The organism is Bradyrhizobium arachidis (genome assembly GCF_024758505.1).
In the GTDB taxonomy this organism is placed as follows: domain Bacteria; phylum Pseudomonadota; class Alphaproteobacteria; order Rhizobiales; family Xanthobacteraceae; genus Bradyrhizobium; species Bradyrhizobium manausense_C.
The window spans coordinates 2,098,570-2,122,057 of the sequence record NZ_CP077970.1 but is presented as its reverse complement, the minus strand read 5'-3'; the positions used below and the strand labels follow the sequence as shown (position 1 = coordinate 2,122,057).

General features: G+C 65.4%; 16 protein-coding genes. 9 read left to right on the top strand and 7 right to left on the bottom strand.

Annotation, left to right across the window (positions count from 1 at the left end):
* Positions 1-102: 102 nt before the first annotated feature.
* Complete coding sequence (locus KUF59_RS09415; RefSeq protein WP_212462379.1) at positions 103-2,199, bottom strand: adenylate/guanylate cyclase domain-containing protein; 2,097 nt, start codon at positions 2,197-2,199, stop codon at positions 103-105.
* A 297-nt stretch (positions 2,200-2,496) separates the two neighbouring features.
* Between KUF59_RS09415 and KUF59_RS09410 the strand changes: the two genes are divergently transcribed.
* The 5 genes from KUF59_RS09410 (at position 2,497) to KUF59_RS09390 (ending at position 6,157) form a co-directional block, all read left to right on the top strand.
* Positions 2,497-2,802, top strand: coding sequence for a BufA1 family periplasmic bufferin-type metallophore (locus tag KUF59_RS09410; protein WP_212462380.1), 306 nt, complete (start codon positions 2,497-2,499; stop codon positions 2,800-2,802).
* A gap of 40 nt (positions 2,803-2,842) precedes the next feature.
* Complete coding sequence (bufB, locus tag KUF59_RS09405) at positions 2,843-3,748, top strand: MNIO family bufferin maturase (RefSeq protein WP_212462381.1); 906 nt, start codon at positions 2,843-2,845, stop codon at positions 3,746-3,748.
* Entirely contained in the window at positions 3,738-4,520 is a 783-nt protein-coding gene (locus KUF59_RS09400; RefSeq protein WP_212462382.1) for an HvfC/BufC N-terminal domain-containing protein, read from the top strand. The genes bufB and KUF59_RS09400 overlap by 11 nt, the downstream gene beginning before the upstream one ends.
* Entirely contained in the window at positions 4,517-5,029 is a 513-nt protein-coding gene (locus KUF59_RS09395; protein WP_212462383.1) for a DoxX family protein, read from the top strand. Before KUF59_RS09400 ends, KUF59_RS09395 begins: the two co-directional genes overlap by 4 nt.
* A 69-nt stretch (positions 5,030-5,098) precedes the next feature.
* The gene (locus KUF59_RS09390; RefSeq protein WP_212462384.1) at positions 5,099-6,157 is read left to right on the top strand and encodes a class I SAM-dependent methyltransferase; all 1,059 of its coding nucleotides are present in this window, start codon (positions 5,099-5,101) and stop codon (positions 6,155-6,157) included.
* Between the two features lie 71 nt (positions 6,158-6,228).
* Here the strand turns inward: KUF59_RS09390 and KUF59_RS09385 are convergent, their stop codons facing one another.
* The 5 genes from KUF59_RS09385 to KUF59_RS09365 all read right to left on the bottom strand — a co-directional run bounded on the left by KUF59_RS09385 (position 6,229) and on the right by KUF59_RS09365 (position 13,571).
* Positions 6,229-7,383 carry an ABC transporter substrate-binding protein gene (locus tag KUF59_RS09385; RefSeq protein WP_212462385.1) on the bottom strand — a complete coding sequence of 385 codons (1,155 nt, stop codon included), beginning with the start codon at positions 7,381-7,383 and terminating at the stop codon, positions 6,229-6,231.
* A 23-nt stretch (positions 7,384-7,406) separates the two neighbouring features.
* Positions 7,407-8,255, bottom strand: a complete 849-nt coding sequence (locus KUF59_RS09380) for an amidohydrolase family protein (protein WP_212462386.1) — start codon at positions 8,253-8,255, stop codon at positions 7,407-7,409.
* A gap of 21 nt (positions 8,256-8,276) precedes the next feature.
* Positions 8,277-9,119 carry a shikimate dehydrogenase gene (locus KUF59_RS09375; RefSeq protein ID WP_212462387.1) on the bottom strand — a complete coding sequence of 281 codons (843 nt, stop codon included), beginning with the start codon at positions 9,117-9,119 and terminating at the stop codon, positions 8,277-8,279.
* A 196-nt stretch (positions 9,120-9,315) separates the two neighbouring features.
* Entirely contained in the window at positions 9,316-10,107 is a 792-nt protein-coding gene (locus KUF59_RS09370) for a protein-L-isoaspartate O-methyltransferase family protein (protein WP_212462388.1), read from the bottom strand.
* Positions 10,104-13,571, bottom strand: a complete 3,468-nt coding sequence (locus KUF59_RS09365; RefSeq protein WP_212462389.1) for an ATP-binding protein — start codon at positions 13,569-13,571, stop codon at positions 10,104-10,106. Before KUF59_RS09365 ends, KUF59_RS09370 begins: the two co-directional genes overlap by 4 nt.
* A 139-nt stretch (positions 13,572-13,710) precedes the next feature.
* Here KUF59_RS09365 and KUF59_RS09360 point away from each other — a divergent pair, with 139 nt between their 5' ends.
* The 4 genes from KUF59_RS09360 to KUF59_RS09345 all read left to right on the top strand — a co-directional run bounded on the left by KUF59_RS09360 (position 13,711) and on the right by KUF59_RS09345 (position 22,376).
* On the top strand, positions 13,711-20,166 hold the full coding sequence (locus tag KUF59_RS09360; protein ID WP_408918089.1) for an amino acid adenylation domain-containing protein: 6,456 nt from the start codon (positions 13,711-13,713) through the stop codon (positions 20,164-20,166).
* A 123-nt stretch (positions 20,167-20,289) separates the two neighbouring features.
* Entirely contained in the window at positions 20,290-20,466 is a 177-nt protein-coding gene (locus tag KUF59_RS09355; RefSeq protein ID WP_212462391.1) for a hypothetical protein, read from the top strand.
* Between the two features lie 192 nt (positions 20,467-20,658).
* Positions 20,659-21,399, top strand: a complete 741-nt coding sequence (locus KUF59_RS09350) for a 4'-phosphopantetheinyl transferase family protein (RefSeq protein WP_212462392.1) — start codon at positions 20,659-20,661, stop codon at positions 21,397-21,399.
* A complete protein-coding gene (locus KUF59_RS09345; RefSeq protein WP_212462393.1) occupies positions 21,396-22,376 on the top strand; it encodes an LLM class flavin-dependent oxidoreductase in 981 nt (326 codons plus the stop codon). Before KUF59_RS09350 ends, KUF59_RS09345 begins: the two co-directional genes overlap by 4 nt.
* Before the next feature lie 18 nt (positions 22,377-22,394).
* Here KUF59_RS09345 and KUF59_RS09340 read toward each other — a convergent pair whose 3' ends face one another.
* A complete protein-coding gene (locus tag KUF59_RS09340) occupies positions 22,395-23,420 on the bottom strand; it encodes a histone deacetylase family protein (protein ID WP_212462394.1) in 1,026 nt (341 codons plus the stop codon).
* Positions 23,421-23,488 lie beyond the last annotated feature (68 nt).

The window sequence follows — 23,488 nt, the reverse complement described above, 5'->3', positions numbered from 1 at the left end:
GCTCGGCGCGTCCTGCTCGCCGCGCAGGCCGACTGCGACGACATCGTCGGTCAAATCCGATAAACTATGCGCGAGCACCGGCGTGATCGCAATGCCCGCGGCCTATTTCGAGGTGAGTGCGGCAACCGGCCGCCATGTGGCGTCGATGCCGTGCTGCAACAAGTCACTGCAACGGTCGCGCATGAGGGCGGCCGGGCGGTCATCGGCGCGCGCCTCCAGCACCGCAGCAAAGTCGGTGATCCCAGCTTCGAAATCGCGCGCGCGATACCGCGCCAGGCCCTGCTCATAACGCGCAATCCAGCTTGCTGCGTCGCGCTCGGCGCCTGCTTCGCCGGCAAGGCCGATCAGTTCATGGACGGCGATGCCCTCCTCGCGGCCGTAGACCGCGATGCTGTCGATTTCGCGCGTGACGATGGCGCCGCGCGCGGCGCGCTCGGTGGCCTCGCCGATCAGGATTTGCGTACCATAGCTCTTGTTGGCGCTCTCCAGGCGGCTCGCCACGTTCACGGCGTCGCCGATCACGGTGTAGTTGAGCCGCAGCTCGGACCCGATATTGCCGACCAGCATGCGGCCGGAATTGATGCCGATGCGAATCTTGAGGGGATGGCCGAGGTCGTCGACGAGGCCGGAGTCGGCGATGGCGCGCGCAATGCCGAGCGCGGCGCGGCAACAGCGCGCGGCATGATCGGCTTGGGCCTGCGGTGCGCCCCAAAACGCCATCACGGCGTCGCCGATGAACTTGTCGATGGTGCCGCCATTGGCGACGACGACCTCCGAGGCGAGGTCGAGATAGCGCGACAGCAGCGGCACGACACGGTCGCCCATGCGCTCGGAGAGGCCGGTGAAGCCGGCGACGTCGACGAACATCACGCTCAATTCCTGGATCGCACCGCCCGGCTTTGCCTCGACGCCCTGGCGCAGCAGCGCGCGGACGAGATCGGCCGGGATGAATTTCCGGAACGCGGAGAGGCCCGCCGCCATCTCGGCGATGGCGCCCGACAGGCTCGCGATCTCTTTCAGGCGCGAGGGATGACGACGCACCTGCTCCAGCGCAAAGGTCTCGACATGGCGGATCTCGCCGACGACGCGAGAGAGCGGTGTGGCGATCACCGTGCGCGCGAGCAGCGCAGACGCCAGCGCCGCAAGCACTGCGCCGATGGCGAGGCCGATGATCAGGCGCCGCAGCGTGGTCTCGACGGGGCCGAGAAACTCGGCCTCGGGAATGACCGTCGCAAGCCGCCAGCCGGGAAACGACAGCGGTGTGAGCGCGACTTCATAGGCCTCGCCGCCGGAGGTGAGCCGGCTGCGCCAGGCCTCGCCATTGGTCCCCGCCTTGGCCAGCGCCATTTTCGCCAGCGGTAGCAGCGTCTGATCGCCGCGCGCGGGGTGCAGCTCGTCGGCCTCCTTGTCGGGCGCCGCGACGAGCTCGCCGCTGCCGTCGAAGATGAAGGCCGTTCCGGTGCGCCCGACCTCGAGCTGGGCGAGGAAGCGCGCCAGGCGGGTATATTCGATGATGATGGCGAGGACGCCCTGCCGCTCCTGATAGACGTCGATGGGACCAGCGAAGGCGATCGACGGGCGTTCCCCGATCGGATGGTCCGTCACCTTGAACCATTCGGGCTCCTCGGCCTTGATGCCGGTCTTGAACCAAAGGCGGTCAGCAACGTGAAAATCGGTCGGATCGAAGCGGCGGTTGGCGAATTCGATGTCGCCGGGCAGCACGTCATATTCGTCGACGCGACGCTCGCCGGCATGATCGGTGAGCGAGATCTCCATCATCTCCATGCGGCGGTCGCCGAGCTTGTGGGCCGCGAAGAACGCACCATCCGGCCAGCCGAACGCGACCCAGGAGATCGTGGCCTGCGATTGCAGTTGCGACAGGAACACGAATTCGCGCTTGTCGGCTTCGCGGGTGTCGAGCACGTTTTGCAGGAACAGGGTGCGGATGGCAGTGTGCGCCGCGCGCGCTTCGTCGACGATCGCGGCGACCTCCTTGCGGACGGCGGCAACGATCTGCTCGTTGATGGTCGAGGCGAGTTGCCGGCTTGTCGCCTCCGCCGTGCGCCACCACAGAAGGCTGGACAGTGCCGCGGTCAAAAGGATCGCGATCAGGACCAGCGCGGAGACCGCAAGGCGGATGCTGACCGTCAACCGCCGCAGGGCCGGGCCTGATGTCGCGCGTCCGGGGTTGGCATTCATGGCTTGATCCGACGGGTTGGCGGGGCCGACTGGTACCTCCTTACGCAGGCTCGCAGCCGTTCGTTACGTCTCGCAAGGACCCAAGCCTGAGGCCAATGCCCGCCGGCTAACGTCTCCATAGGGACAAGGCATTGGAATTATCGCCCCGGCTATCAGCTAATCCGGCCCCAAGCGCACGGCGTCGTGCGCGTCACCCAACGGTCTCACCAACTCGTGAGCGGTTTATCCGGTAACGGCGGCTGCGGCGGGGACGAACGAGACAGTGGGCCCATCGCCCCATCCAAGAGGAGAAATCTCATGTCTGCCAAAACCACCATCAGCTCGCTCGTCCTCGCCGGCGCCGTCTCGACCGCGCTCGCAACCCTGGCCGTCGCCGGCCCCCTGACCAAGGCCGAGGCAGAAGCCGCCGTCGCCGCCAAGAAGGAGAAATGCTTTGGCGTCGCGCTGAAGGGCCAGAACGATTGCGCGGCCGGACCGGGCACCACCTGCCAGGGCACCTCGACCGTCGATTTCCAGGGCAACGCGTGGAAGTTCGTCCAGGGCGGCACCTGCACCAACATCGAGCTGCCCGGCGGCAAGAAGGGCTCGCTGAAGCCGGTCTAAGGCGAACGCCGCATCGCAACAGCAAGCGCGGAGGAGCGACATGGACGCAGCGATCTGGCCCCGGACGTCTGCGGCCATTCCCCTCCGCTTTTCGTTTCCTGTCGGCGGTGTCGCCGGGACGAGCTTCAAGCCCGAGCATCTCACCGCAATTCTCGAAGAAGGTCCGCAGCGTGGCTTCTTCGAGGTTCATGCCGAGAACTACATGGGCGCGGGCGGACCGCCGCATCGGATGCTGGAACGATTGCGCCGCGATCATCCGCTCTCGCTACACGGCGTCTGCATGTCGATCGGGGGACCTGCCCCGCTCGACCGCGCGCATCTGGCGCGCTTCCGCGGCCTCGTCGCGCGCTATCAGCCGGCACTGGTGTCCGAGCACCTAGCCTGGTCGACGCACGAGACCAGCTTCTTCAACGATCTTCTGCCGCTGCCCTACACCAAGGTGACGCTCGCGCGCGTCTGCGATCACATCGACGAGGTGCAGGAGGCGATCCGCCGGCCGATCCTGCTGGAAAACCCCTCGACCTATGTAGCGTTCCGCGAGTCCACGATGTGCGAGACCGACTTCATCCGCACTGTCGCCGAGCGGACCGGCTGCCGCCTGTTGCTCGACATCAACAACGTCTTCGTCTCCGCGGCCAATCACGGGTTCTCGGCGCTGCAATACCTCGCCGACTTCCCGCTGGCTGATGTCGGCCAGATCCATCTCGCCGGCCACACCGAGCAGAGCGATGGCGACGGCGAGAAGCTGTTGATCGACAGCCATGATGGCCCAGTCGCGGATGCCGTCTGGAAACTGTTCGAGATCGTCATCGCGCGCCGCGGCCCCGTTCCGACGCTAATCGAATGGGACAGCAACATCCCAGATTGGCCGGTGCTGAAGGCCGAGGCCGCGGCGGCACAGGCGATCCTCGATCGTCACGTCCGGAGGATGCGTCATGCAGCCTGAACCGCATGCCTCCTACGCGGCGGCCTTCGCGCCGGCCTTGCTCGATCCCGTCAGCCAGGTTCCCGGCATCGTGACCGGGCCGCGCGGCAAGTCGGCCGCAAAATGCTACAACGTCTATCGCAACAACGTCACGGTGAGCCTGATCGACGCGCTCGCTGCGATCTACCCGGCGGTGCAGCGCCTGACGGGTGCGGATTTCTTCCGCGCCATGGCGCGCTTCCATATCCGCGAGGCGCCGCCAACGTCGCCGCTGCTGTTCGAGTACGGCCGCGATTTTCCCGGCTTCATCGCCCGCTATGAACATGCGCGATCGCTGCCCTGGCTCGCAGACGTTGCGCGGATCGAGCGAGCCTGGCTCGATGCCTATCACGCCGCGGACAGCATGCCGCTGTCGCCGACCGCGCTAGCTACGGTTGCGCCGGATCGCCTGACCAGTCTCGTCTTCACCGTGCATCCGGCAACGCGCGTGGTGCGGTCGTCCTTCGCAGCGGTGACGATCTTTGCAGCCAACCGCGGCATAGAGACCGCAGGCTCCATCGACGCATCGGTGCCGGAGGATGCGCTGATCACGCGGCCGGACGCCGATGTCGTGGTGCAACTGTTGCCGCCGGGCGGGGCGATGTTCCTGACCTGCCTGATCTCGGGATGCATGCTGGCGGAAGCTGCCGCGGCGGCACTGGACGACTCACCCAGTTTCGATCTCGCCACCAACATCGCCGGCCTGTTCAAGGCGGGCGCCATCACATCGCTGACGTCTGGAGACGCAAGATGATCTCGGAACAACGCATTGCGACCGCAGGCCCCCTACCCTCGTTCGGCGCTCTCGTGGACAAGGCCAATCATCTGGTCCAGACGATTGCGACGCCGTCGATGGTGCAACTTGTGCTGCGCCTGGCACTCGCCGTGCCGTTCTGGCGCTCCGGCATCCTCAAATGGACCGGGGTCTTCAAGCTGAGCGACACCGCGGTGACGCTGTTCACCGACGAGTTCATGCTGCATCTGCCTGGCGGCCCCTATCACTACCCGGTGCCGACGTTGATGGCTTTCCTGTCAGGATGCGGCGAGATCATGTTCCCGATCCTGCTGATCCTCGGCCTCGGCACACGCTTCGCTGCGCTCGGCCTCCTGTTCATGACTGCGATCGTCGAGCTCACGGTGCCGGACGGCTGGCCGGTTCACATCACCTGGGCCGCGATGGCGCTCGGCATCATGGCCTATGGACCGGGCCGCATCTCGCTCGATCACTTGCTTTGCAGGTTTGTGATGCATCCCGATAGATAGCGCGTGGTAAGCTGCGACCGTCCGTGCGCGAAGTCCTCAAGTTCAACCCGAACACAATGGAGGTACGTCATGGAAGTCAACGAAGACCGCCTCAATTCATTCATGGGAAAGATGATCGGCGATGTGGGCGCAGCGATGAACGCATCGCTGATGCTGCTCGGCGACAAGCTCGGCCTCTACAAGGCTCTTGCGCAAGGCGGCCCGATGGATTCCGCCGCCCTGGCCAGGGCGACCGGCACAGCCGAACGCTACATCCGTGAATGGCTGTCGGCACAGGCGGCATCCGGCTATATCGAATACGACAGCGCATCCGGCAAATTCTCGATGCTGCCGGAGCAGATCCTGGCGCTGGCCGACGAGGACAGCCCGGTTTTCCTTGGCGCCGTCGGCAGCCTGGTCTCGGCAACGTTCCTCGACGAACCCAAGATCGCGGACGCCTTCAAGACCGGCAAGGGTGTGGGCTGGAACAAGCGCAGCGAATGCCTGTTCTGCGGGACGGCGCGCTTCTTCCGCACTAGCTACAAGCACTATCTGGTCCAGGAATGGCTGCCGGCGCTCGACGGCGTCGTCGACAAGCTCAAGCACGGCGCAAACGTTGCCGACGTCGGCTGCGGTCACGGCGTCTCGACGCGGCTGATGGCCGAGGCGTTCCCCAACTCGACGTTCTACGGGTTCGACTACCACGACGGGTCGATCGAGGCCGCCCGCAAGGCGGCAAGCGACACCGGACTGTCGGGCCGGGTGCATTTCGACGTCCACTCCGCCAAGACCTTCCCGGCGCATGGATATGACCTCGTGTGCTTCTTCGATTGTCTGCATGACATGGGCGATCCCGTTGGCGCGCTCCGTCACACCCGCTCAACTCTGGCTGATGACGGCACCTGCCTTCTGATCGAGCCGTTCGCCAAGGACCGTCTGGAGGACAATTTGAACCCGGTCGGACGTGTCTACTACGCCGCATCGACCATGGTCTGCACGCCGGCCTCGCTGGACCAGGAGGTCGGGCTCGCGCTTGGCGCCCAGGCCGGCGAAGCAAGACTGCGCGAGGTGGCGCGCCAGGGCGGCTTCACCCGCTTCCGCCGCGCCGCTGAGACGCCGTTCAACCTCATCCTCGAGGCGCGTCCGTAAACGACGCCGGATGTCCACAGCCAACTAAGCTTACGGACATCCGGCGCATCACTTGCCGGGCAGGCTTCGGCTCACTCCGGCTTCCCCGGCTTCAGCTTCGGCAGTGTCTCGACGATCTTCTGCTTGCCGTCGACGATCTCGGCCAGAAAGCTCGCGCGGTCGATGTCGCCGTTCTGGTCCCAGCTCGCCTCCATCAGCATGCCCGGCGCCTTGTCCGGCGTCAGCGTCAGGCCCTTCATGGCGGCGCCAAAAGCCTTGCGGTCGAACTTGCCGAGTTTTTCGGTGACGTACTTGACGAGATAGACGGCGGTGTAGCCCTTGATGCCGTTGTGGTCGGGCCAGTATTTGTAGCGTGCGTTGAATTTTTTCGCGAACTCCTGGATCGCCGGCACCGGCGCATCGGCGCTGAGGCCAACGTGACCGCGCACGCCGTTGGCAGCGGGGCCTGCGAGCTCGACCACCTTCTGGCTCAAGAGCGTCGTCTCGCCGAACAGCGGCGTCGACAGGCTCTGGCGCCTGGCCTCGATCAGGAAGCGCGCGCTCTCCTCTTCATTGGTATAGACGAAGACGGCGTCGGCCTTGGCGCTCTTCAGCTTGATGATGTCGGAGCCGAAATCGACCTGGCCCTGCTCGGTTGAGATATCGGCTGCAATGTCGATGCTGCGCGCCTTCATCTCCTTCAGAAAATTGTCGCGGCCGCCTTTGCCAAAGTCGTTATTGACCCAGACCAGCGCGACCGTCTTCACCTTGAGCTTGTCGTGCAGATAATTGGCGATCTTCGGCATCGAGAATTGCTGGCCGAAGGCGGTGCGGAACACCCACGGATTGCCCTGCGTGGTGATGTCGGCGGCCTCGGCGCCGACGATCTGCGGCACCTCGGCCGCCTGCGTCAGCGCCATGTTGACCTTGACCGAGCCGGAATAGATCGGACCGAGGACGACGTAAGGCTCCTTGTCCAAGACTTTCTGGACCTGGGCGCGCGATATGCCGGGATTGCTCTGGGTGTCGAGATGCTCGCTCTCGATCTTGCGGCCCAAAATGCCGCCGGAGGCGTTGATCTCGTCGATCGCGAGCACCACGCCATCGCGCCAGTTGGTGCCGGACACGGCACCGGGCCCGGACAGCTCGACGACGTCAGGGATGTAGACGGTGGTCTGCGCGTGCGCGAGGCCGGTCCACAGCGACGCGACGACGGCGACGCCGCCGAGATAACGAAATTGCCTCATGACGTATTCCTCCCTGGTATTTCTTATCTTGATTGATCGGCGTCGTTCGAAAAGCCGAGCAGTCGCGCCGGCGTCCGCCACAACAATCGGTGCTGGTCGTCCGGATCCGGAAACAGCCGGCTCAGCACCGTCAGCAACGGCCCATAATCGAGCCGTTCAGGCGCGCGCAAAAACGGGTAGTCCGAGCCCCAGACGCAGCGGTCGAGCGTGAAGGCCTCGACCAGCGCGGCGATGAAAGGCCAGGCATCCTCGTAGGGGTAGGCCTGTTGCGAGAACTTGTAGTAGCCGGACAGTTTGACGTGGGCGTCGCGTTCGCGTCCGATCGCGAGCAGCGCCTGGAAGGCTTTTCCCGTGACGCCCTGCGCAACCTGCGGCCGCCCGCAATGATCAATCACCAGGCGCACGCGCGATTTCTCGATCAGCGGCAGGAGCGCGAGCAACTGGTCGTTTTCGACCTGGACCTGCAGGAACAGGTCGAGATTCTCGAGCTTGTCGAGCAGGTCTGCGGTGTTGCTATAATAGTCGGCGCCGTGGAACGGCACATTGTAGGCGACGCCGATGACACCGGCCGCCTTGAGCCGCTCCAGCTCCTTGATGTCGACGTCATTGTCCACGACCGCGACGCCCTTCAGCGTGCCGCCGCCCTGCGCGAGCGTGTCGAGCAGGATGCGGCTGTCGCTGCCATAGCCGGTGTTGGTCGCAACGACGAGCGCGTGCCTGACGTCAAAGGCGTCGAACACGCGCAGGAGCTGCGCCGCCGGCGCGATCTCCTGCCCGCTCGGGCGATAGGGCGTATCGTCGGCGTAGGGAAAGCGGACGGGATCGATGGCATGGATATGGCAATCGATTTTTGGGCACGCCGGCAGGGCCATCGTCGCTAGCTCCTCGAGGCCTCAGAACGTCGCCTTGATCGCCGTGATGAGCTCGGGCGTCACATCGGGCATGACGCCGAACCAGGCCTTGAAGGCGATCCGCGCCTGGTTGAGCAGCAGGCCAAGACCGTTCACGGTCATGCACCCGCGCGCACGCGCCTCGGCCAGAAACGGCGTTTCCAGCGGCGTGTAGATGAGGTCCGCAACCATCGTGGCCTTGTTCAGCCGCGATAGATCGATGTCGAGCGCGGGCTTGCCGACCATGCCGCGATCCGTGCAGTTCACGACCAGGGCCTTGTCGGCGAGCGCGGCCGCGCGATCCGCCCAGTCGATAGTGCTGACAGTGGAGCCGAACTCCTTCGCCAGCGCCTCGGCCTTCTCGACCGTGCGGTTAGCGATCATGATGCGCGAGGCGCCGTTCTCCAGGAGCGCCACGACGACAGCGCGCGAGGCACCGCCGGCCCCTAACAGCAGGATCGGTCCCTCATCCGCGCGCCAATCCACTCTTGCGTCGCGCAGGCTCTGGACAAAGCCGTTGCCGTCATTGTTGAAGCCGGAGAGCGTGCCGTCCTCCTCGACCACGATGGTGTTGACGGCGCCGATGCGGCGCGCGGTGTCGTTGACGCGGTGGAGGAGCGCCATCGCCGTCTGCTTGTGCGGCATGGTGACGTTGCAACCGCGGAAGCCGAGCGCGGCGAGCCCCGGCAGCGCCTCCTTCAGCCGTTCCGGTGGAACGGCGAGCGGCACGTAGACGCCGCGGATGCCGTGCGCGTTCAGCCAGAAATTATGAATCGTCGGCGAGCGCGAATGAGCGACGGGCATTCCGATGATGCCGGCCAAGCCGAATCCATTTGCAGGCGACATGCAGCGATCCCATCCTCAGAGCGTTCTTGGTCAACTGTCCAAGACTCTTAGTGGCAATGGTTTGGCCGCGCAATCGGAATCTCACAATGGAGGAATTCATTCTACATTGTGAAATGGCCGCTGCCTGAGCGTCAGCGACATGCGGGAGCAGACTATCCCGGGTATCGCTTCGCTCACCCGGGCGACGAATGCTCTATCAATCGAACGGCAGCCCCTGCTCGAGCCTGCGGAAGCGCAGCGGCGCGAGCGCGGAGGCGCGTTCCCACCAATCTGCGACGCGATCGTCGAGCGCGGTTGCGCCGCGCCCCTGGCCGGGAAAGATCCGGATCTGCCTGACGGCGTCGGCCTCAAAACCTCTGCCCTTGCGCAAGATCCTGATCACGGTGCCTTCGCGGTCGCGCTGCGTCAGCGGCACCAGGAGGCGCCCCTTCGGACGCAACGCGTCGAGCCAGCGCGGATGCGGATGAGAGAAGCCGGCATGGACGATGATCACGTCGGCAGGCCCGCCGATATCGCTGACGCCGTCGCCGTCGATGACCTCGACATTGCGCCAAGCGCGCAGATTGGCGGCCGCGCGCTTCGCGAGCTTCGCGTCGCATTCGATCGCCGTTACGTTGCCTTTTGGACCAACCATCTCGGACAGCACGGCGGAGAAATAGCCAAGACCGCAGCCGATCTGCACGACGCGCGCTTTCGCGCCGATATCGAGCACGTCGATGAAATGCGCCCACAGACTCGGCAGCCCGGTGTCAAGCTTGCGGCGCGCATCGATCGCCACCAGCACGTCGTCATAGAGATGGATCGGGTCGGCATCCGGCGTCAGTCGGTAGTCGCGCGCCATTTCGCGCTTGATCCGCCAGGGACCCCTGGCAAGAAAGTTTTCACGCGGCACCGCCGCGAGCGCTGCAAGCAGCCGGGGCGTGGAAATCCGCTCGCGCTTGCCGATCAGCTCGGCATAGCGCTGACGCGCGGCGGCCAGCTCGCTCATTTCACGGGGGCAACGCGCTGGGGATCGCCTGCCTCGACATCGCCCAGCAATTGCGCGGCCTGCTTCAAATCCGGCGTGAGAAAACCCTCACTGAACCGGGCGACGATCGGCACCAGTAACCCTGCGGCCTGCTCGCCCTTGCCGGCATCGCGCCACAACCGCGCCCGGCTGATCGCGGTCCGGAGCTCCCAGGATAGTGCGCTCTGCTTGCGGGCAGTGTCGAGCGAGAGTTCGAACAGATCCTCGGCATCGCGCAGCGAATCCGCGCCGCCCGCGGCGAGCGTGATCTCGCCCTGCAGGCGATAGACTTCGGCGAGATAAGAGTGATCGCCGGTGCGCCTGGCGACCGCGAGCGCGCCGTCGAGCGCGCGCAGGGCGGCATCGCGCAGGCCCGCCTTGGCATAGGCTTCCGCCAGCAGGCATTTGAACCAGCAGCCGGCGAGCCAGGAATCCATCGCCTCATATTCGTCGAGCCCGACCCGCATCTGGCTCAGTCCCTCGTCGATCTCGCCGAGCTGCGTCAGCGCCCAGCCGCGCAGGATCGCGGCCTGCTGCTTCCAGTGCAGGAAGTTGTGCTCGGAGGCGATGATCATGGCGCGATTGGCGTGATCGCGGGTGCCTTCGACGTCGCGCAGATGCTGGCAGAGATAGGCGCCGAACACGAGCGCGAAGGCGAGCGTGAAGGGATGGCGGATCTTCTCGGCGTTGGCGATCGCCTGCTCGCTGTGCTGGCGCGCGGCGTCGGGACGGCCGAGGAACCACAGGAGATAGCCGAGATAGGACAGCGACACGACGCCGGGATCGGTGCCGTGCCGCTCCATCAGGTCGCTGTGCAGCTCGGGACTGTAGAGATTGATGCAGCGATGCAGGTGATGCTGCGAGGCCGCAAAGCGACCGCGATAGAGCATGGTCATCGCGATCGCGCGATGCGCCTCGATCAGGTAGCCGGTCTGCTGCGCCGGCAGCGCCCGTTCGTTCAGCCGCTCCCGCTTGGCGAACTTCAAGAGCTCGACGCTGAGATCATGCGCGCGGGTGAGATCGGCGCGGATGAAATGGCAGACCCAGAGGCCGCGCGTCGCCGCAAAAGTCTTCTCCTCGTCGTCGAGCTGCTGGCCGAGCTCAAGCGCGCGGATGTAGTTCTCCTCGACCTCCTGGACGGCATAGCCTTTGGCAGCGATCAGCGCGTTGCCGAGCGCGATGCGCAGCTCGAGCTCCATCTCGTCGGCGCCCTGCATGCGGGCGTTGGCCTGAACCACGCCGAGCCCGCGCCTGAGGTGACCGATGGCCTCCAGATTGGCGCCGGCCCGCGCGGCATGCTTGCCGGCCTTGAGCCAGAAGCTCGCGGCCGGCTCGCTCTGGCCGGACTCGGTCAGATGATGCGCGAGAATCTCGGGCTCGCGCTCGGTCTTCTCCGGATACATCTGTGCGAGCACCTGCGCGATCCGCGAATGCAGCTTGCGCCGCTCGCTGTGCAGCAGGCTCTCGTGCGCCGCGTTCTGAATCATCACGTGCTTGAAGGAGTAGAGCGCGTCCGGCGGATGGCCGCGGCGGATGATAAGTCCCGCCTCCTCCAGATGGTTGAGCGCTGCCTCGATCTGGTCGGCCGGTGCGTCGGCGACGGTATGCAGCGTCTCGTAAGAGAACTCGCGGCCGATGGTAGCGCCGATCTGCGCGATCTTCTTGAAAGGTCCCATGCGGTCGAGGCGCGCCATCAGCGAATCCGTCAGCGTCGCGGGGATCGCGAGCTGCCGCCACGGGCCCGACAGCACGTAGCGGCCGTGCCGTTCCGTCAAAAGGTTGGACTCGAGGACGGTCTTGGTCAGCTCCTCCACGAACAGCGGCACGCCATCGGTCTTGACGATGATCTCCTCGACCACCTCCTTCGGCAATTCGCGGCTGCCGGCGACGCGCTCGACGAGGGTGGCGCGGAGCTGGCGGCTGAGCCGGTTCAGCAGCAGCGTCGTGATGTGCGAATGCGCGTTCCAGCTCGGCTGGAATTCCGAGCGCGCCGTGATGATGACGAGAATCGGCTTGCCCTGGACCTTGTCCACGAGGAGGTCGATGACCTCCCGCGAGGTCGGGTCAATCCAGTGCAGATCCTCGAAGACGGCGACCAGCGGCTGGTCGTTGGCAAGCCCGACCAGGTGATTGACCAAAGCGGAGACGGTCGCGTCCTTCTGCTGCTGCGGCGACAGTTCGAGCGGCTGGTAGCGGTCGCCGGTCGGGATCGACAGCAGTGCGGCGAACAGCGGCGTCACCTGCTCGACCTCGATATTGGCCTGTGCCACCGCCGCCTCAAGGCTCGACAGCGACAGCGCGGACGCATCCTCGCGATCGAGCCCGAGCGAGAATTTCAACTGCTCGATGAAGGGATAGAACGCGGTCGAGGTGTAGTAGGGCGAGCACTGGAACGAGACGTGCCCGTGACGATCGCCGCCGAGCCGCTCAAAGATCTCCTGGATGATGCGCGACTTTCCGATGCCGGGCTCGCCAAACAGCACGACGACCTGGCCATCACCCTCCTTGGCCTGTTGCCAGCGCGCCGTCAGGAGCGCGATCTCCTCCTCGCGATTGACGTGCGGCGTCAGCTTCGAGCCCATGGCTGCGGCAAAGCGGGTCTCGACCCGGGTCGCCCGCACCACGTGCCAGGCTTGCGCCTTGTCGGAGATTCCTTTCAGCGCATGGGCGCCGAGATTGCGATAGTCGAACTTGCCCTTCAACAGCGCCTGGGTCGAGGAGGAGATGACGACACCGTTCGACGGCGCGAGGCCCTGGAGCCGCGCGGCGAGATTGACGGTCTCGCCGACTGCGGAATCGCGCTCCTCGGTGCCGGGACCAACGAGATCGCCGACCACGACGAGGCCGGTCGCAATGCCGATGCGCACCGCAGGGGCATGGCTGAGTGCTCCGCGCGGCTCGATGGCGCGGGCGCTCGACAGCACCCGCACGATCTCGAGGCCGGCGCGCACCGCACGCTCGGCATCATCCTCGTGCGCGGTCGGATAGCCGAAATAGACCAAAATGCCGTCGCCGACATAGCGGGCGGCAAAGCCCTCATAATGCTTGACCACGCGGACGCAGGTCTCGCGAAAGCTCGCGATCATGTCGCGCACGTCTTCGGGATCGAACTGGGCAGAGAGCCCCGTGGAGTCCACCATGTCGCAAAACATGGTGGTGAGCTGCCGCCGTTCGGCGCCGACCTCGGACCGCGGTTGGGCGCGCACCGGGACGGCCGGCGGCTCCGCCGGCGGGGCCTGAAACAGCGTCGCGATGCCGCGCTGCAAACGCTTGCGATCGCCAAGCGGCAGGCCGAGCTCCACCAGATCGGCGTCGGTCAGGTCGGGAATGACGTCGAGATCGACGCGGTGCTGGGTGAAAAGTTCGGCATATTGGCCAAGACCGATGCTTTCGAGCCAGTCCTTCAAGCCGCTTTCAGTCCTCGCGCTCGGCTCATTATCCAGCATGGTGATTCCGCCCGACTGCACTCCGTCGAAGGGGGTAAGCCCTCAACCACAGATTTTGGGGGCCAAGTGTTCACCTCGGACTGGACGCGTTCAATACATTTTTGGAAGAATACCTCAACCAAATCAAAAAGGCACGGCATTGTCGGACACAGCAAGCCCATCGCCGGAGGGATCGGCCGGTCAAACCGCAGAGGCGGCCACCTTCGCATGCATCGGCGAAATGCTGGAATTTCATGCCCGCACGACGCCGCGCGCGCCCGCGATCCTGGCGCCCGGCCGGCCGCCCCTCGCCTATGCCGCTTTGTGCGACCGCACCATGACGGCCGTCCGGACCCTGCGCGGGCTCGGCATCGCCCCTGCCGACCGGGTCGCGGTGGCGTTGCCGCGCGGGGCCGACACCGCGCTGGCTCTGATTGCGGTCGCCGCATCTTCCGCCTGCGTCCCTATCAACCCGGATCTGACGGCCGACGAGTTGCAGCGCTATTTCAGCGAATTGAAGCTGAAGGCGCTCGTCACGCGCGCCGAGATGAATTGCGCAAGCCGCGAAGCTGCCAAGGCATTGGGCATCGCCGTCATCGATTTCGTGCCGGGTCCGGATGGCGATCTCGGCGGCTATCAGCTCACGGGCCCGTCAATCGGCGCAGCCGCCACCGGTGGCGCCGCGCGCGGCGAGGATGACGCGTTCGTCCTGCTGACGTCGGGCACCGCGGCGCGTCCAAAAATGGTGCCGCTGACGCAGGCCGCCGTGTGCCGATCCGCCCACAATGCCGGTCATGTGCTGTCGCTCGGGCCGCGGGACCGTTTGCTGAACGTTCTGCCCCTGTTCCATGCCCATGGCCTGGTCTCCGGCCTTCTCACTGCGCTTGTGGCCGGATCGAGCGTGATCTGCACCAGCGGATTCGATGCGATCTCGTTCTTCGACTGGATGAAGGATTTGCAGCCGAGCTGGTACACGGCGGTGCCGACCATTCATCGCGCGCTGCTGACGGCGGCCGAACAAGACCCGCATCGCGCAAAGCGATCGCCCTTCCGCGTGATCCGCTCGGCCTCGTCCTCGCTCGCGCCCGCGATCCTCGAGGGCTTGGAAGCGATGTTCGGCGTTCCCGTCATCGAGACCTACGGCATGACGGAAGCGGCCTCGCAGATCGCGGCCAATCCGGTCGAACGACGGAAGGTCGGATCGGTTGGCCGCGCGGCAGGGCCCGAGATCGCGATCATGGACGCCAATGGGGTGATGCTGCCGAGCGGCCAGCATGGCGAAATCATGCTGCGCGGGCCGACGATGACGCGCGGCTACTATAATGACGAGGAGACCACAAGAGCTTCGTTCCGCGGCGACTGGTTTCGCACCGGCGATCTCGGCTATCTCGACGACGACGGCTATCTCTTCATCGTCGGTCGCATCAAGGACGTCATCAACCGCGGCGGGCAAAAGATCTCGCCGCTGGAAGTGGAAGAGGCGCTGCTCGCCCATCCGGACGTGCTCGAGGCCGGCGTGTTCGCTGTTCCGCACAAAAAGCTCGGCGAGAACGTCGCGGCCGTCGTCGTGCTGCGGCCTGAGACGAAGGCGACGTCGGAGGCTTTGCGGCAATTCGCGCGCAAACGGCTTGCCGCCTACAAGGTGCCGAGTGTTGTGCGCGCCGTCGCCGCGCTGCCCAAGGGCGCAAGCGGCAAGGTCAAGCGCAATGCGCTGGCTGAGCTGATTGCCGCTTCTCCTGCGCACGAGGACAAGGACGAGGCGCTGCCACGCTCGGCGCTCGAGACCCAGCTTGCCGAGCTGTGGGCACAGTTGCTGGAGCTGCCGCAGGTCGGGATCGACCAGGACGTGTTTGCGCTCGGCGCGGATTCGCTGGCGGCAACGCAGATGCGCTCGCGGCTGCGCGAGCGCTTCAACGTCGATTTCTCCTTCGAGGACATTTTTGACTGCCCGACGGTCACCGCCCTGGCGGCGCGGCTGGAGACGGCAGCACACCGGGGCGACGTCGCAGCCCCGCAATGGCGCCGCGCGGATGCCGCGGAGGCGCCGCTGTCGTTCCAGCAGCAGCGCATGTACGTGCTCTCACGGCTCGACAAGACCCGCTACAATTACAATGTCGTCGAGGTCGCGCTGCTCTCGGGCAAGCTCGACGTCAAGGCGCTGCAGGCGAGCGTCGCCGCGATCTGCACACGCCACGATATCCTGCGCTCGACCTTCACCGAGCAGCATGGCGAGCCGGTGCAACGCCTACGCCGGATGGCACCGCGCTTCGAACGGATCAAGCTTAGGCCAGCGCCGGCGGACAAGCGGTCCGCGATCGTCCGGCGCGAGGCGCAAAAGCTTGCGCAACACCGCTTCGATCTCGCTCGCGAGCCGCCGCTGAAGGTGACGCTGCTGGCCTTCGATGCAAACAATCACGCGCTGGTGGTCAACATCCACCACCTCGTCACCGACGGCTGGTCGCAAAAGCTGTTTTGGGAAGAGCTCGCCGCGCATTATGCGAGCGCGCGTGGATCAAGCGCGACCGCCCTGCCCGCACCGACCTTCCATTATCGCGACTTTGCCACCTGGCAACAGAGCTGGGCCGAAATGCCGGCCGCAAAGGAGCAGCTCGACTATTGGCGGCGCCAGCTCGACGGCGTCACCACGCTGCCGCTGCGCACCGACCGGCCGCGGCCGAAGAATTGGAGCGGGCAAGGCGCGCGGCACTATCTCGATTTCACAAAGGCGATGTCCGCCGGCATCCGCAAGCTGAGCCAAGACCAGGGCGTGACGCCCTTCATGACACTGCTCGGGGCATTCCAGTGCCTGCTGTTCCGCCATACCGGGCATGAAGACGTCGCCACCGGCTCGCTGATCGCCAACCGTAACCAGATCGAGACCGAACGCCTGATCGGGCTGTTCGCGAACACGCTGATCCTGCGCAACGACTTTGCCGGCGATCCGACCTTTGGCGAGATGCTGCGGCGGGTGCGGCAGGTCACGCTGGATGCCTATCGCAACCAGGACCTGCCGATCGAGGAGGTGCTGCGCGCGCTGCAAGTTTCTCGCAGCCGCGACGGCAATCCGCTGTTCCAGGTGATGTTCATCCTGCAGAACGCCTCGATCGAGGCTGCGCATTTTCAGGGCTTGTCGACGCGGCGGCTGGAGATCGACCCGCAGGTCGCGCGCTTCGACATCACGCTGGAGCTGGTCGAAGCCGACGGCCGTTTCTCGGGATTTTTTGAGTACGCGACCGATCTGTTCGATGCCGCGACGATGGCGGGGATGGCGGCGCAGTTCAAAACCCTCATCAAGTCTGCGATCGCCGATCCCGGCCAGCCGATCTCGCGACTACCGCTGCTGTCATCAGGCGAGCAGCGCCAGCTTCGCAGCGAAGGCAGTGGTGCTGCCGCCGATTTCACCCGGCGCGGCAATTTTGCCGAAAGGTTTGAGCGACAGGCGAGACAAACGCCGGATGCGGTGGCGATGTCAGGCGCAGGCGTGCCGGTGACCTATCGCGAACTGGCGCGGCGCAGCCAGTCGATTGCAAAATGGCTCGCGCAGAAGGGGGTCGGGGCCGAGTCGGTCGTGGCACTGCTCACCGATCGCGGACCCGACCTGCTCGCCGCGATGATTGCCGTGCAGCAGGTCGGCGCGGCCTTCGTCAGCCTCGATCCCGACCAGCCGGTGGGACGAATTGCGACCATGCTCGGATCGAGTTGCGCGCGCGTGCTGCTGTCCTCGCGCGCCAGGGCTGCCCTGCTCGACGATCTCCTCGCGCCGCTTGCCGCCCGCATCGAGGTGGCGACGCTCGACGAGCTGATCGAAGCCAAAGCGGGCAAGCCGGCCAAACCCGTGCGCCGCACGCCGTCCAGCCTCGCCTACGTCATCTATACGTCGGGCTCGTCGGGGATGCCGAAGGGCGTGATGATCGAGCAGCGCGGACTGTCAAATCATCTGGCATCACTGATCGCCGAACTCGGCCTTTCCGCCAGCGACGTCATCGCCCAGAGCGCGCCGCAGAGCTTTGTCATCTCGGTCTGGCAGTTTTTGGCCGGTCCCATGGTCGGCGCCCGCGTCCATGTCTGCGCCAACGAGACCGTGCAGGATCCGCTGCTCCTCGCCGCGGAGATCGAACGCGAGGGCATCACGGTCCTCGAGATCGTGCCCTCGCTCCTGCGCGTGGTGCTCGAGCGGATGAATGAGGCGCCGATCCGCCGCGCCTTTGCAAGACTGCGGCTCCTGATCTCGACCGGCGAGCCGCTCAGCGTCGATCTCTGCCGCGCCTGGTTCCGGCACTGTCCAAAAGTGCCGCTGATCAACGCCTATGGCGCCTCGGAGTGTTCTGACGATGTCTCGCTGCATCGCCTGACATCGGTGCCTGACGCTGCGACCACCGTGCCGGTCGGCGCGCCCCTGCCCAACACCCAGCTCTATGTGCTCGACGCGCATTTGCAAGTGCAGCCGGTCGGCGTGATCGGCGAGCTCTGCATCGGCGGTGCCGGCGTCGGCCGCGGCTATATCAACGATCCCGCGCAGGCGCTGCAGCGTTTCCTGCACGATCCGTTCGCGCGTCAGGAGGGCGCGCGGCTGTACCGGACCGGCGATCTCGCACGCAAGCGCGCGGACGGAACAATCGAATGCCTCGGCCGCATCGACAATCAAGTCAAGGTCCGCGGCTACCGCATCGAGATCAAGGAGATCGAGCACGCGCTCGCCGATCATCCCGACGTGCGCGCCGGCATTGTCGACCCGCGCCGCGACGGCAATGGCGACGTCAAGCTGATCGCTCACATCGTCGCCAGGGCCGGCAGCCGGATCAGCGCCAGCGCCCTGCGCGACGCCCTTAAGGCGCGGCTGCCCGGCCATGCCATCCCCTCGGCATTCCTGTTCCGGGACGACGTTCCGCTCAATGCCCATGGCAAGATCGACCGCGCCGCGCTGCTCGCGCCGGCGCCAATGGAGGCGGCGGCAACCGAAGCCGCAGTGCCGGCGCGCCGCTTCACCGAGAAGGTGCTCTCCGACATCTGGATCGACCTGCTGAAGGTCGACCGCCTCGGCGTCACCGAAAACTTCTTCGACCTCGGCGGCCATTCGCTGCTGGCGGGGCAGACCATGGCCCGCGTGGCGCGGGCACTCGGCGTCTCGCTGCCGATCAAGACGATTTTTGAGGCGCCGACCGTCGAGCAACTGGCACGGCGGGTCGACGAGGCTCTGGCGACCCAGACGCAAAAGCCGCTGGCCGAGACTCCGCGCCTTGTCCAGAGCGGTCCGCCGCCGCTGTCGATCGCGCAGGCCGAGATGGTGACGATGGAGCGGGATCTGCCAGGGCTGCCGCTGTTCAACCTGCCCTTCACCCTCCGCCTCCAGGGACCGCTCGACGTCGCCGCACTGAGGCGCGCGCTCGACGACGTCGTCGCCCGCCACGATTGCCTGCGGAGCGCATTCGACTGTAACGGCGATGCGCCCACGCTTCGGACCTCCGCTCCCGGCAAGATCGGCGAGCTTCTGACCGTCGAACCGATCGGGGGCGGCAGACGCACGACCGACAAGCGGCTAAAAGCCTTGCAACTGAAGAAGATCAAGCTCTTGGCCGAGCAGGATGCCTGGGAGCCGATCGACACCAGCCGCGCACCGCTGCTCCGCGCGCGCCTGCTGCGGCTGCAGGCGGATGACCACGTACTGTTGCTGACGTTCCATCACGCCGCCGCCGACGGCTGGTCACTCGGCATCCTCTTTGACGAGATCTCCAGGCGATACGCCGCGCTGGTCGGCCGGCCCGCGGAGCCGCTGCAAAAGGTGCCACTATCCTTTGCCGATTTCGCCCGCTGGGAGCGCTGGTGGTGCGGTACCGAGGCCGCGAGCCGCCAGGCCGCCGAATGGACGGATAGCTTGCGCGGGGCCACACCAGTTTTCGCCCCCCAAAGCGACGGCGAAACGATGCCGGCGGGCCCGCCGAGCGGTTCCCACCCGCTGCGCCTGACCGACGAGCTGATCGCGGGGCTCGGCGCTTTCGCGGGTAGCCGGAACGGCACGCTGTTCATGGCGATGATGACCGGGCTGAAGGCGTTGCTTGCGTTGCGCACCGGACGTAGCGACATCTGCATCGCGACCGCCATGGCCAATCGCACGCAGCCCGACACCGATCGCGTGATCGGCCCGTTCGAGAACACCGTGATCGTCCGTACCCGGATAGAACCGGAACTATCCTTTGCGCAGGCCTTTGCGCGGGTGCGCGAGAGCGTGCTGGAGGCCCATGCACGGCAGGAACTGCCGTTCGAACTTTTGGCCGAGCGGCTGCAGGAGGCCGGCATCGATCCGGCGGCGCTGACCCAGGTCTATTTCACACTGCAAAATCCGCTGCGCCGGCCGATCGATCTGCCTGATATTGCGGTGCGCTCGTTCGGCAATGTCGCGCGCGAAGGCCAACCCGTGCTGCCGGTCGACCAGACCTGGCTGTCGCTGATGCTGAAGGAACGACCGACGGAGATCACCGGCTCGTGCAACTACAAGCGCGACCTGCTCGGCGGCGGAACGATCGACGCGTGGATGGACGACTTCGTCGCGCTGCTGGCGAGTGGAGTCGCTCAGTCCGACATTCCTCTCGCGCGCCTGCTCAAGCGCAGGGCCGCCTGACGGCTGTGCTCGCCAAAGCTGTGACTTCTCAAGTTACAGCTTGATTATTTGACAAACGCGCGCAACAGTGATGGTGCGTTACACTTGGCACCGAATATTTCATTTCAAACCCGGGGAATTATTATGGGTATGACCAAAACGCCCAAAGGGCTGAGCGAAAAGGACAAGAAGGCGCTGCAAAAATTGCTTGCCGCCGAAAAGAAGAAGCTGCAATCGGCGCTGAAGGACGTCGATGCCAGCCTCGCGGTGCTGAAGCCGAAGAAGGCCAAGAAGGCGAAAAAGAAGAAGGGCAAGGGCTAGTCGGCTCGCCCGAGACCTTTCGGACAAATGATCACTCGTGTCTCTCGCGTGGGTTCCGTCAGGACCCCTGCGAGAGCTGAGCAACAGACCAGCAAGAACCCAACCGGGTCGGTCGCGGCGGCGATCCGCCCGGTTGAATGTTTTGGCGTAACCGGGCACATCGTCTCACAGCTCACACCGCTGATGCAGCCGATGACCGCCAATACGATCGACCTCCATGTCTGGCTGATCGAAGCCGTCGATTCCGACGAGGCGCGTGAGGCGTGCCGGGCGATGCTGTCGGCCAATGAGCGGCAACGTGCCGACCGGTTCGTGTTCGAACGGCACCGGCGCGAGTTCATTCACGCGCACGGGATGCTACGGCTGGCCCTGTCCCAGGCCGCGCCTGATGTCGCGCCGTCCGACTGGTCGTTCGCGACCGGCCCGCATGGCCGGCCCTATGTCGCAGGTCCCGCGCGGCCCATGGCGCTGCATTTCAACCTGACCCACACCGAGGGCTGCGTCGCCTGCGTGGTCTCAGGTCATGAGGCGGTCGGGGTCGACGTCGAGCAGATAACGCCGCGCCGCGCACGGATGGAAACCGCCGAGGGCGTGTTTTCGCCCGACGAGCTTGCGTCTCTCCGGGATATCGCGACGGACCAATTCGTCAGCCGCTTCTTCGATTACTGGACGCTGAAGGAGGCCTATCTGAAGGCGCGGGGTATCGGCCTGCACCTTCTTCCGCTCGACCGGTTCTCGATGCGGCTTGGCGCTGATGGCGTCGGAATCCATTTCGATCCCGAGATCGACGACGATCCCCGGAAGTGGCGCTTCACCCAGAGCTCGCCGTCGCCAGTCCACCGCCTCGCGGTCGCCGATGGCTCGGGCGTCGCCGGCGGCCTTGCCATCAGGACACACTCGCCTCTTCCTCCACGACCGGGAGCGCCGGGATGACGACACCGCGGCTTCGGATCTTTCCGGCGATTTCGCGCAACCGCGATCCCTCGAAATACATCGGCGAGCTGATGCAGGTCGCAGAATTCGCCGACCGCAACGGTTTTGAGGGTCTTTTGCTGTTCGAAGGCAACGACGTGTTCGTCGAGCCGTGGGCGATGGCCCAGCATATCATGGCGAACACCGAGCGGAGTTCGCCGCTGATCGCCGTCAACCCGGTCTACATGCACCCGTTCACGGCGGTAAAATTCGTCTCCTCCTTTGCACAGCTCTACGGCCGTAAGGTCTATCTCAACATGATCACGGGCACGGCCATGAGCGACCTGCAGGGGCTTGGCGACGACCAGTCCCATGGCGATCGCTACGTCCGGCTCGGCGAGTTCGTCGAGCTGATGCGGCAGTTGCTGTCGAGCCCGCGGCCGGTCAATTTCCAGGGCAAGTTCTACACGGCTTCCAATCTTCAGCTCCGCCCGCGGCTCGCGACCGGCCTGATGCCGGAATTTTTGATCGCCGGTCAATCGGAGGCCGCACAGCGCGTCGCAAGAGAGACCGGCTGCATCAAGATGCAGATGCTGCCGCCCGATCTCGAGAACGGCCTCAACGCACCAGGCATGAATTTTGGGATATTCGCGCGCGAGGGACGCGACGAGGCGCGGCGGGCGGCTTTGCTGCGCTTTCGCGACGATCCGGACAATCGCGAGCTCCTGACTCTAACGATGGGAAACACCGACTCGGTCTGGAAACGAAAGCTGTACGAAGGCCAGAGCGCAGAGCTTCACAACAACGGCTATTGGCTGCTTCCCTTCCTGACCTTCCAGGCCGACTGCCCCTATCTCGTCGGCAGCTACGCCGAGATCGGCGCGAAGCTGAAGAGCTTTGCCGCCAAGGGCCTGACCACGATCATGCTCGACATGGTGTCGGACGAGGCCGAGATGCAGCACGTCTGCAAGGCGCTTGCGACAAGCGGGTTGTTTTGAAACACCACGTCGGCCGTCTCAGCGCGCTTCTTCGAATCCCGCCAGCACCGATGTGAGATTCTGCCCGAGGATATCAGAGAGATAGCCGCCCTCCTGCACCAGCACGGTCGGCAGGCCCATGCGCGCAAGCGCCTGACCGATGCGGCGGAAGCCGGGCGTCGTCACCGCAAGTCCTTTGAGCGGATCGTGCTCGGACGCATCGAGGCCGAGCGCCACGACCAGCGCAGTCGGCGCGAACGCATCGATCGCCTTCTTCGCCAGATCCATCGCCTGTATATAGCCATCGTCGCCGGTGCCGATCGGCAAGGGAATGTTGAGATTGGTGCCGAGGCCCGGGCCCGCGCCGCGCTCATGGGCGTAGCCCCACACATAGGGATAATAGGCGATCGGATCGGCGTGGATCGACACGGTGAAGACGTCGGGGCGTTCGTAGAAGATGCCTTGCGTGCCGTTGCCGTGATGGACGTCGACATCGAGGATCGCGACGCGCTCGTGCTTCGTGCGCAGATGCGCGGCCGCGATCGCGCTGTTGTTGAGGAAACAGAAGCCACCGGCCATGTCGCGATAGGCGTGGTGGCCGGGTGGCCGACATAGTGCATAGACGGCGTCTTCGCCATCCATGACGAGCTGCGCCGCCGTGGTCGCGACATCGGTCGCCGCGCACGCCGCAGCAAAGGTGCCCGGTCCGATCGGGGCTGCTGTGTCGGCGGTGTGCCAGCCGAGCTTTCCGACGATATGGGTCGGATAGGTCGCGGCGTGGCGCACGGGGTGGATATTGCCGATCATCTCCGGGCCGGAATCGCCGAGCGCAGTCCAGGCGTCCCAGGCCTCGGCGAGGAAAGAGAGATATTCAGGGCTATGGATGCGCGCCCGCGGTCCCTGGCCGAACTTGGTCGGCTCGACCAGTTGGTGCTTGCCCGCCTTCAGCCCCGACAGCAGCCGGTCGGCACGCTCGGGCTGCTCGGTGGTACGCTTGACGACGCCGCGGACCAGGAAGAATTGCGGATCGTGGCTGCGGTGCAGTTCGGTATAAACGGCTTTCACAGAGCACTCCGACGTGGATCAGGACCTGACAATGTCTTGATCCCCGCGACGGCCGGATGCAAGCCAGA

Bases quoted from the DNA above. Each gene is read 5' to 3' on its own strand.
- KUF59_RS09415 (WP_212462379.1), bottom strand. From the start codon at position 2,199: ATGAATGCCAACCCCGGACGCGCGACATCAGGCCCGGCCCTGCGGCGG.
- KUF59_RS09410 (WP_212462380.1), top strand. From the start codon at position 2,497: ATGTCTGCCAAAACCACCATCAGCTCGCTCGTCCTCGCCGGCGCCGTC.
- bufB (WP_212462381.1), top strand. From the start codon at position 2,843: ATGGACGCAGCGATCTGGCCCCGGACGTCTGCGGCCATTCCCCTCCGC.
- KUF59_RS09400 (WP_212462382.1), top strand. From the start codon at position 3,738: ATGCAGCCTGAACCGCATGCCTCCTACGCGGCGGCCTTCGCGCCGGCC.
- KUF59_RS09395 (WP_212462383.1), top strand. From the start codon at position 4,517: ATGATCTCGGAACAACGCATTGCGACCGCAGGCCCCCTACCCTCGTTC.
- KUF59_RS09390 (WP_212462384.1), top strand. From the start codon at position 5,099: ATGGAAGTCAACGAAGACCGCCTCAATTCATTCATGGGAAAGATGATC.
- KUF59_RS09385 (WP_212462385.1), bottom strand. From the start codon at position 7,383: ATGAGGCAATTTCGTTATCTCGGCGGCGTCGCCGTCGTCGCGTCGCTG.
- KUF59_RS09380 (WP_212462386.1), bottom strand. From the start codon at position 8,255: ATGGCCCTGCCGGCGTGCCCAAAAATCGATTGCCATATCCATGCCATC.
- KUF59_RS09375 (WP_212462387.1), bottom strand. From the start codon at position 9,119: ATGTCGCCTGCAAATGGATTCGGCTTGGCCGGCATCATCGGAATGCCC.
- KUF59_RS09370 (WP_212462388.1), bottom strand. From the start codon at position 10,107: ATGAGCGAGCTGGCCGCCGCGCGTCAGCGCTATGCCGAGCTGATCGGC.
- KUF59_RS09365 (WP_212462389.1), bottom strand. From the start codon at position 13,571: ATGCTGGATAATGAGCCGAGCGCGAGGACTGAAAGCGGCTTGAAGGAC.
- KUF59_RS09355 (WP_212462391.1), top strand. From the start codon at position 20,290: ATGGGTATGACCAAAACGCCCAAAGGGCTGAGCGAAAAGGACAAGAAG.
- KUF59_RS09350 (WP_212462392.1), top strand. From the start codon at position 20,659: ATGACCGCCAATACGATCGACCTCCATGTCTGGCTGATCGAAGCCGTC.
- KUF59_RS09345 (WP_212462393.1), top strand. From the start codon at position 21,396: ATGACGACACCGCGGCTTCGGATCTTTCCGGCGATTTCGCGCAACCGC.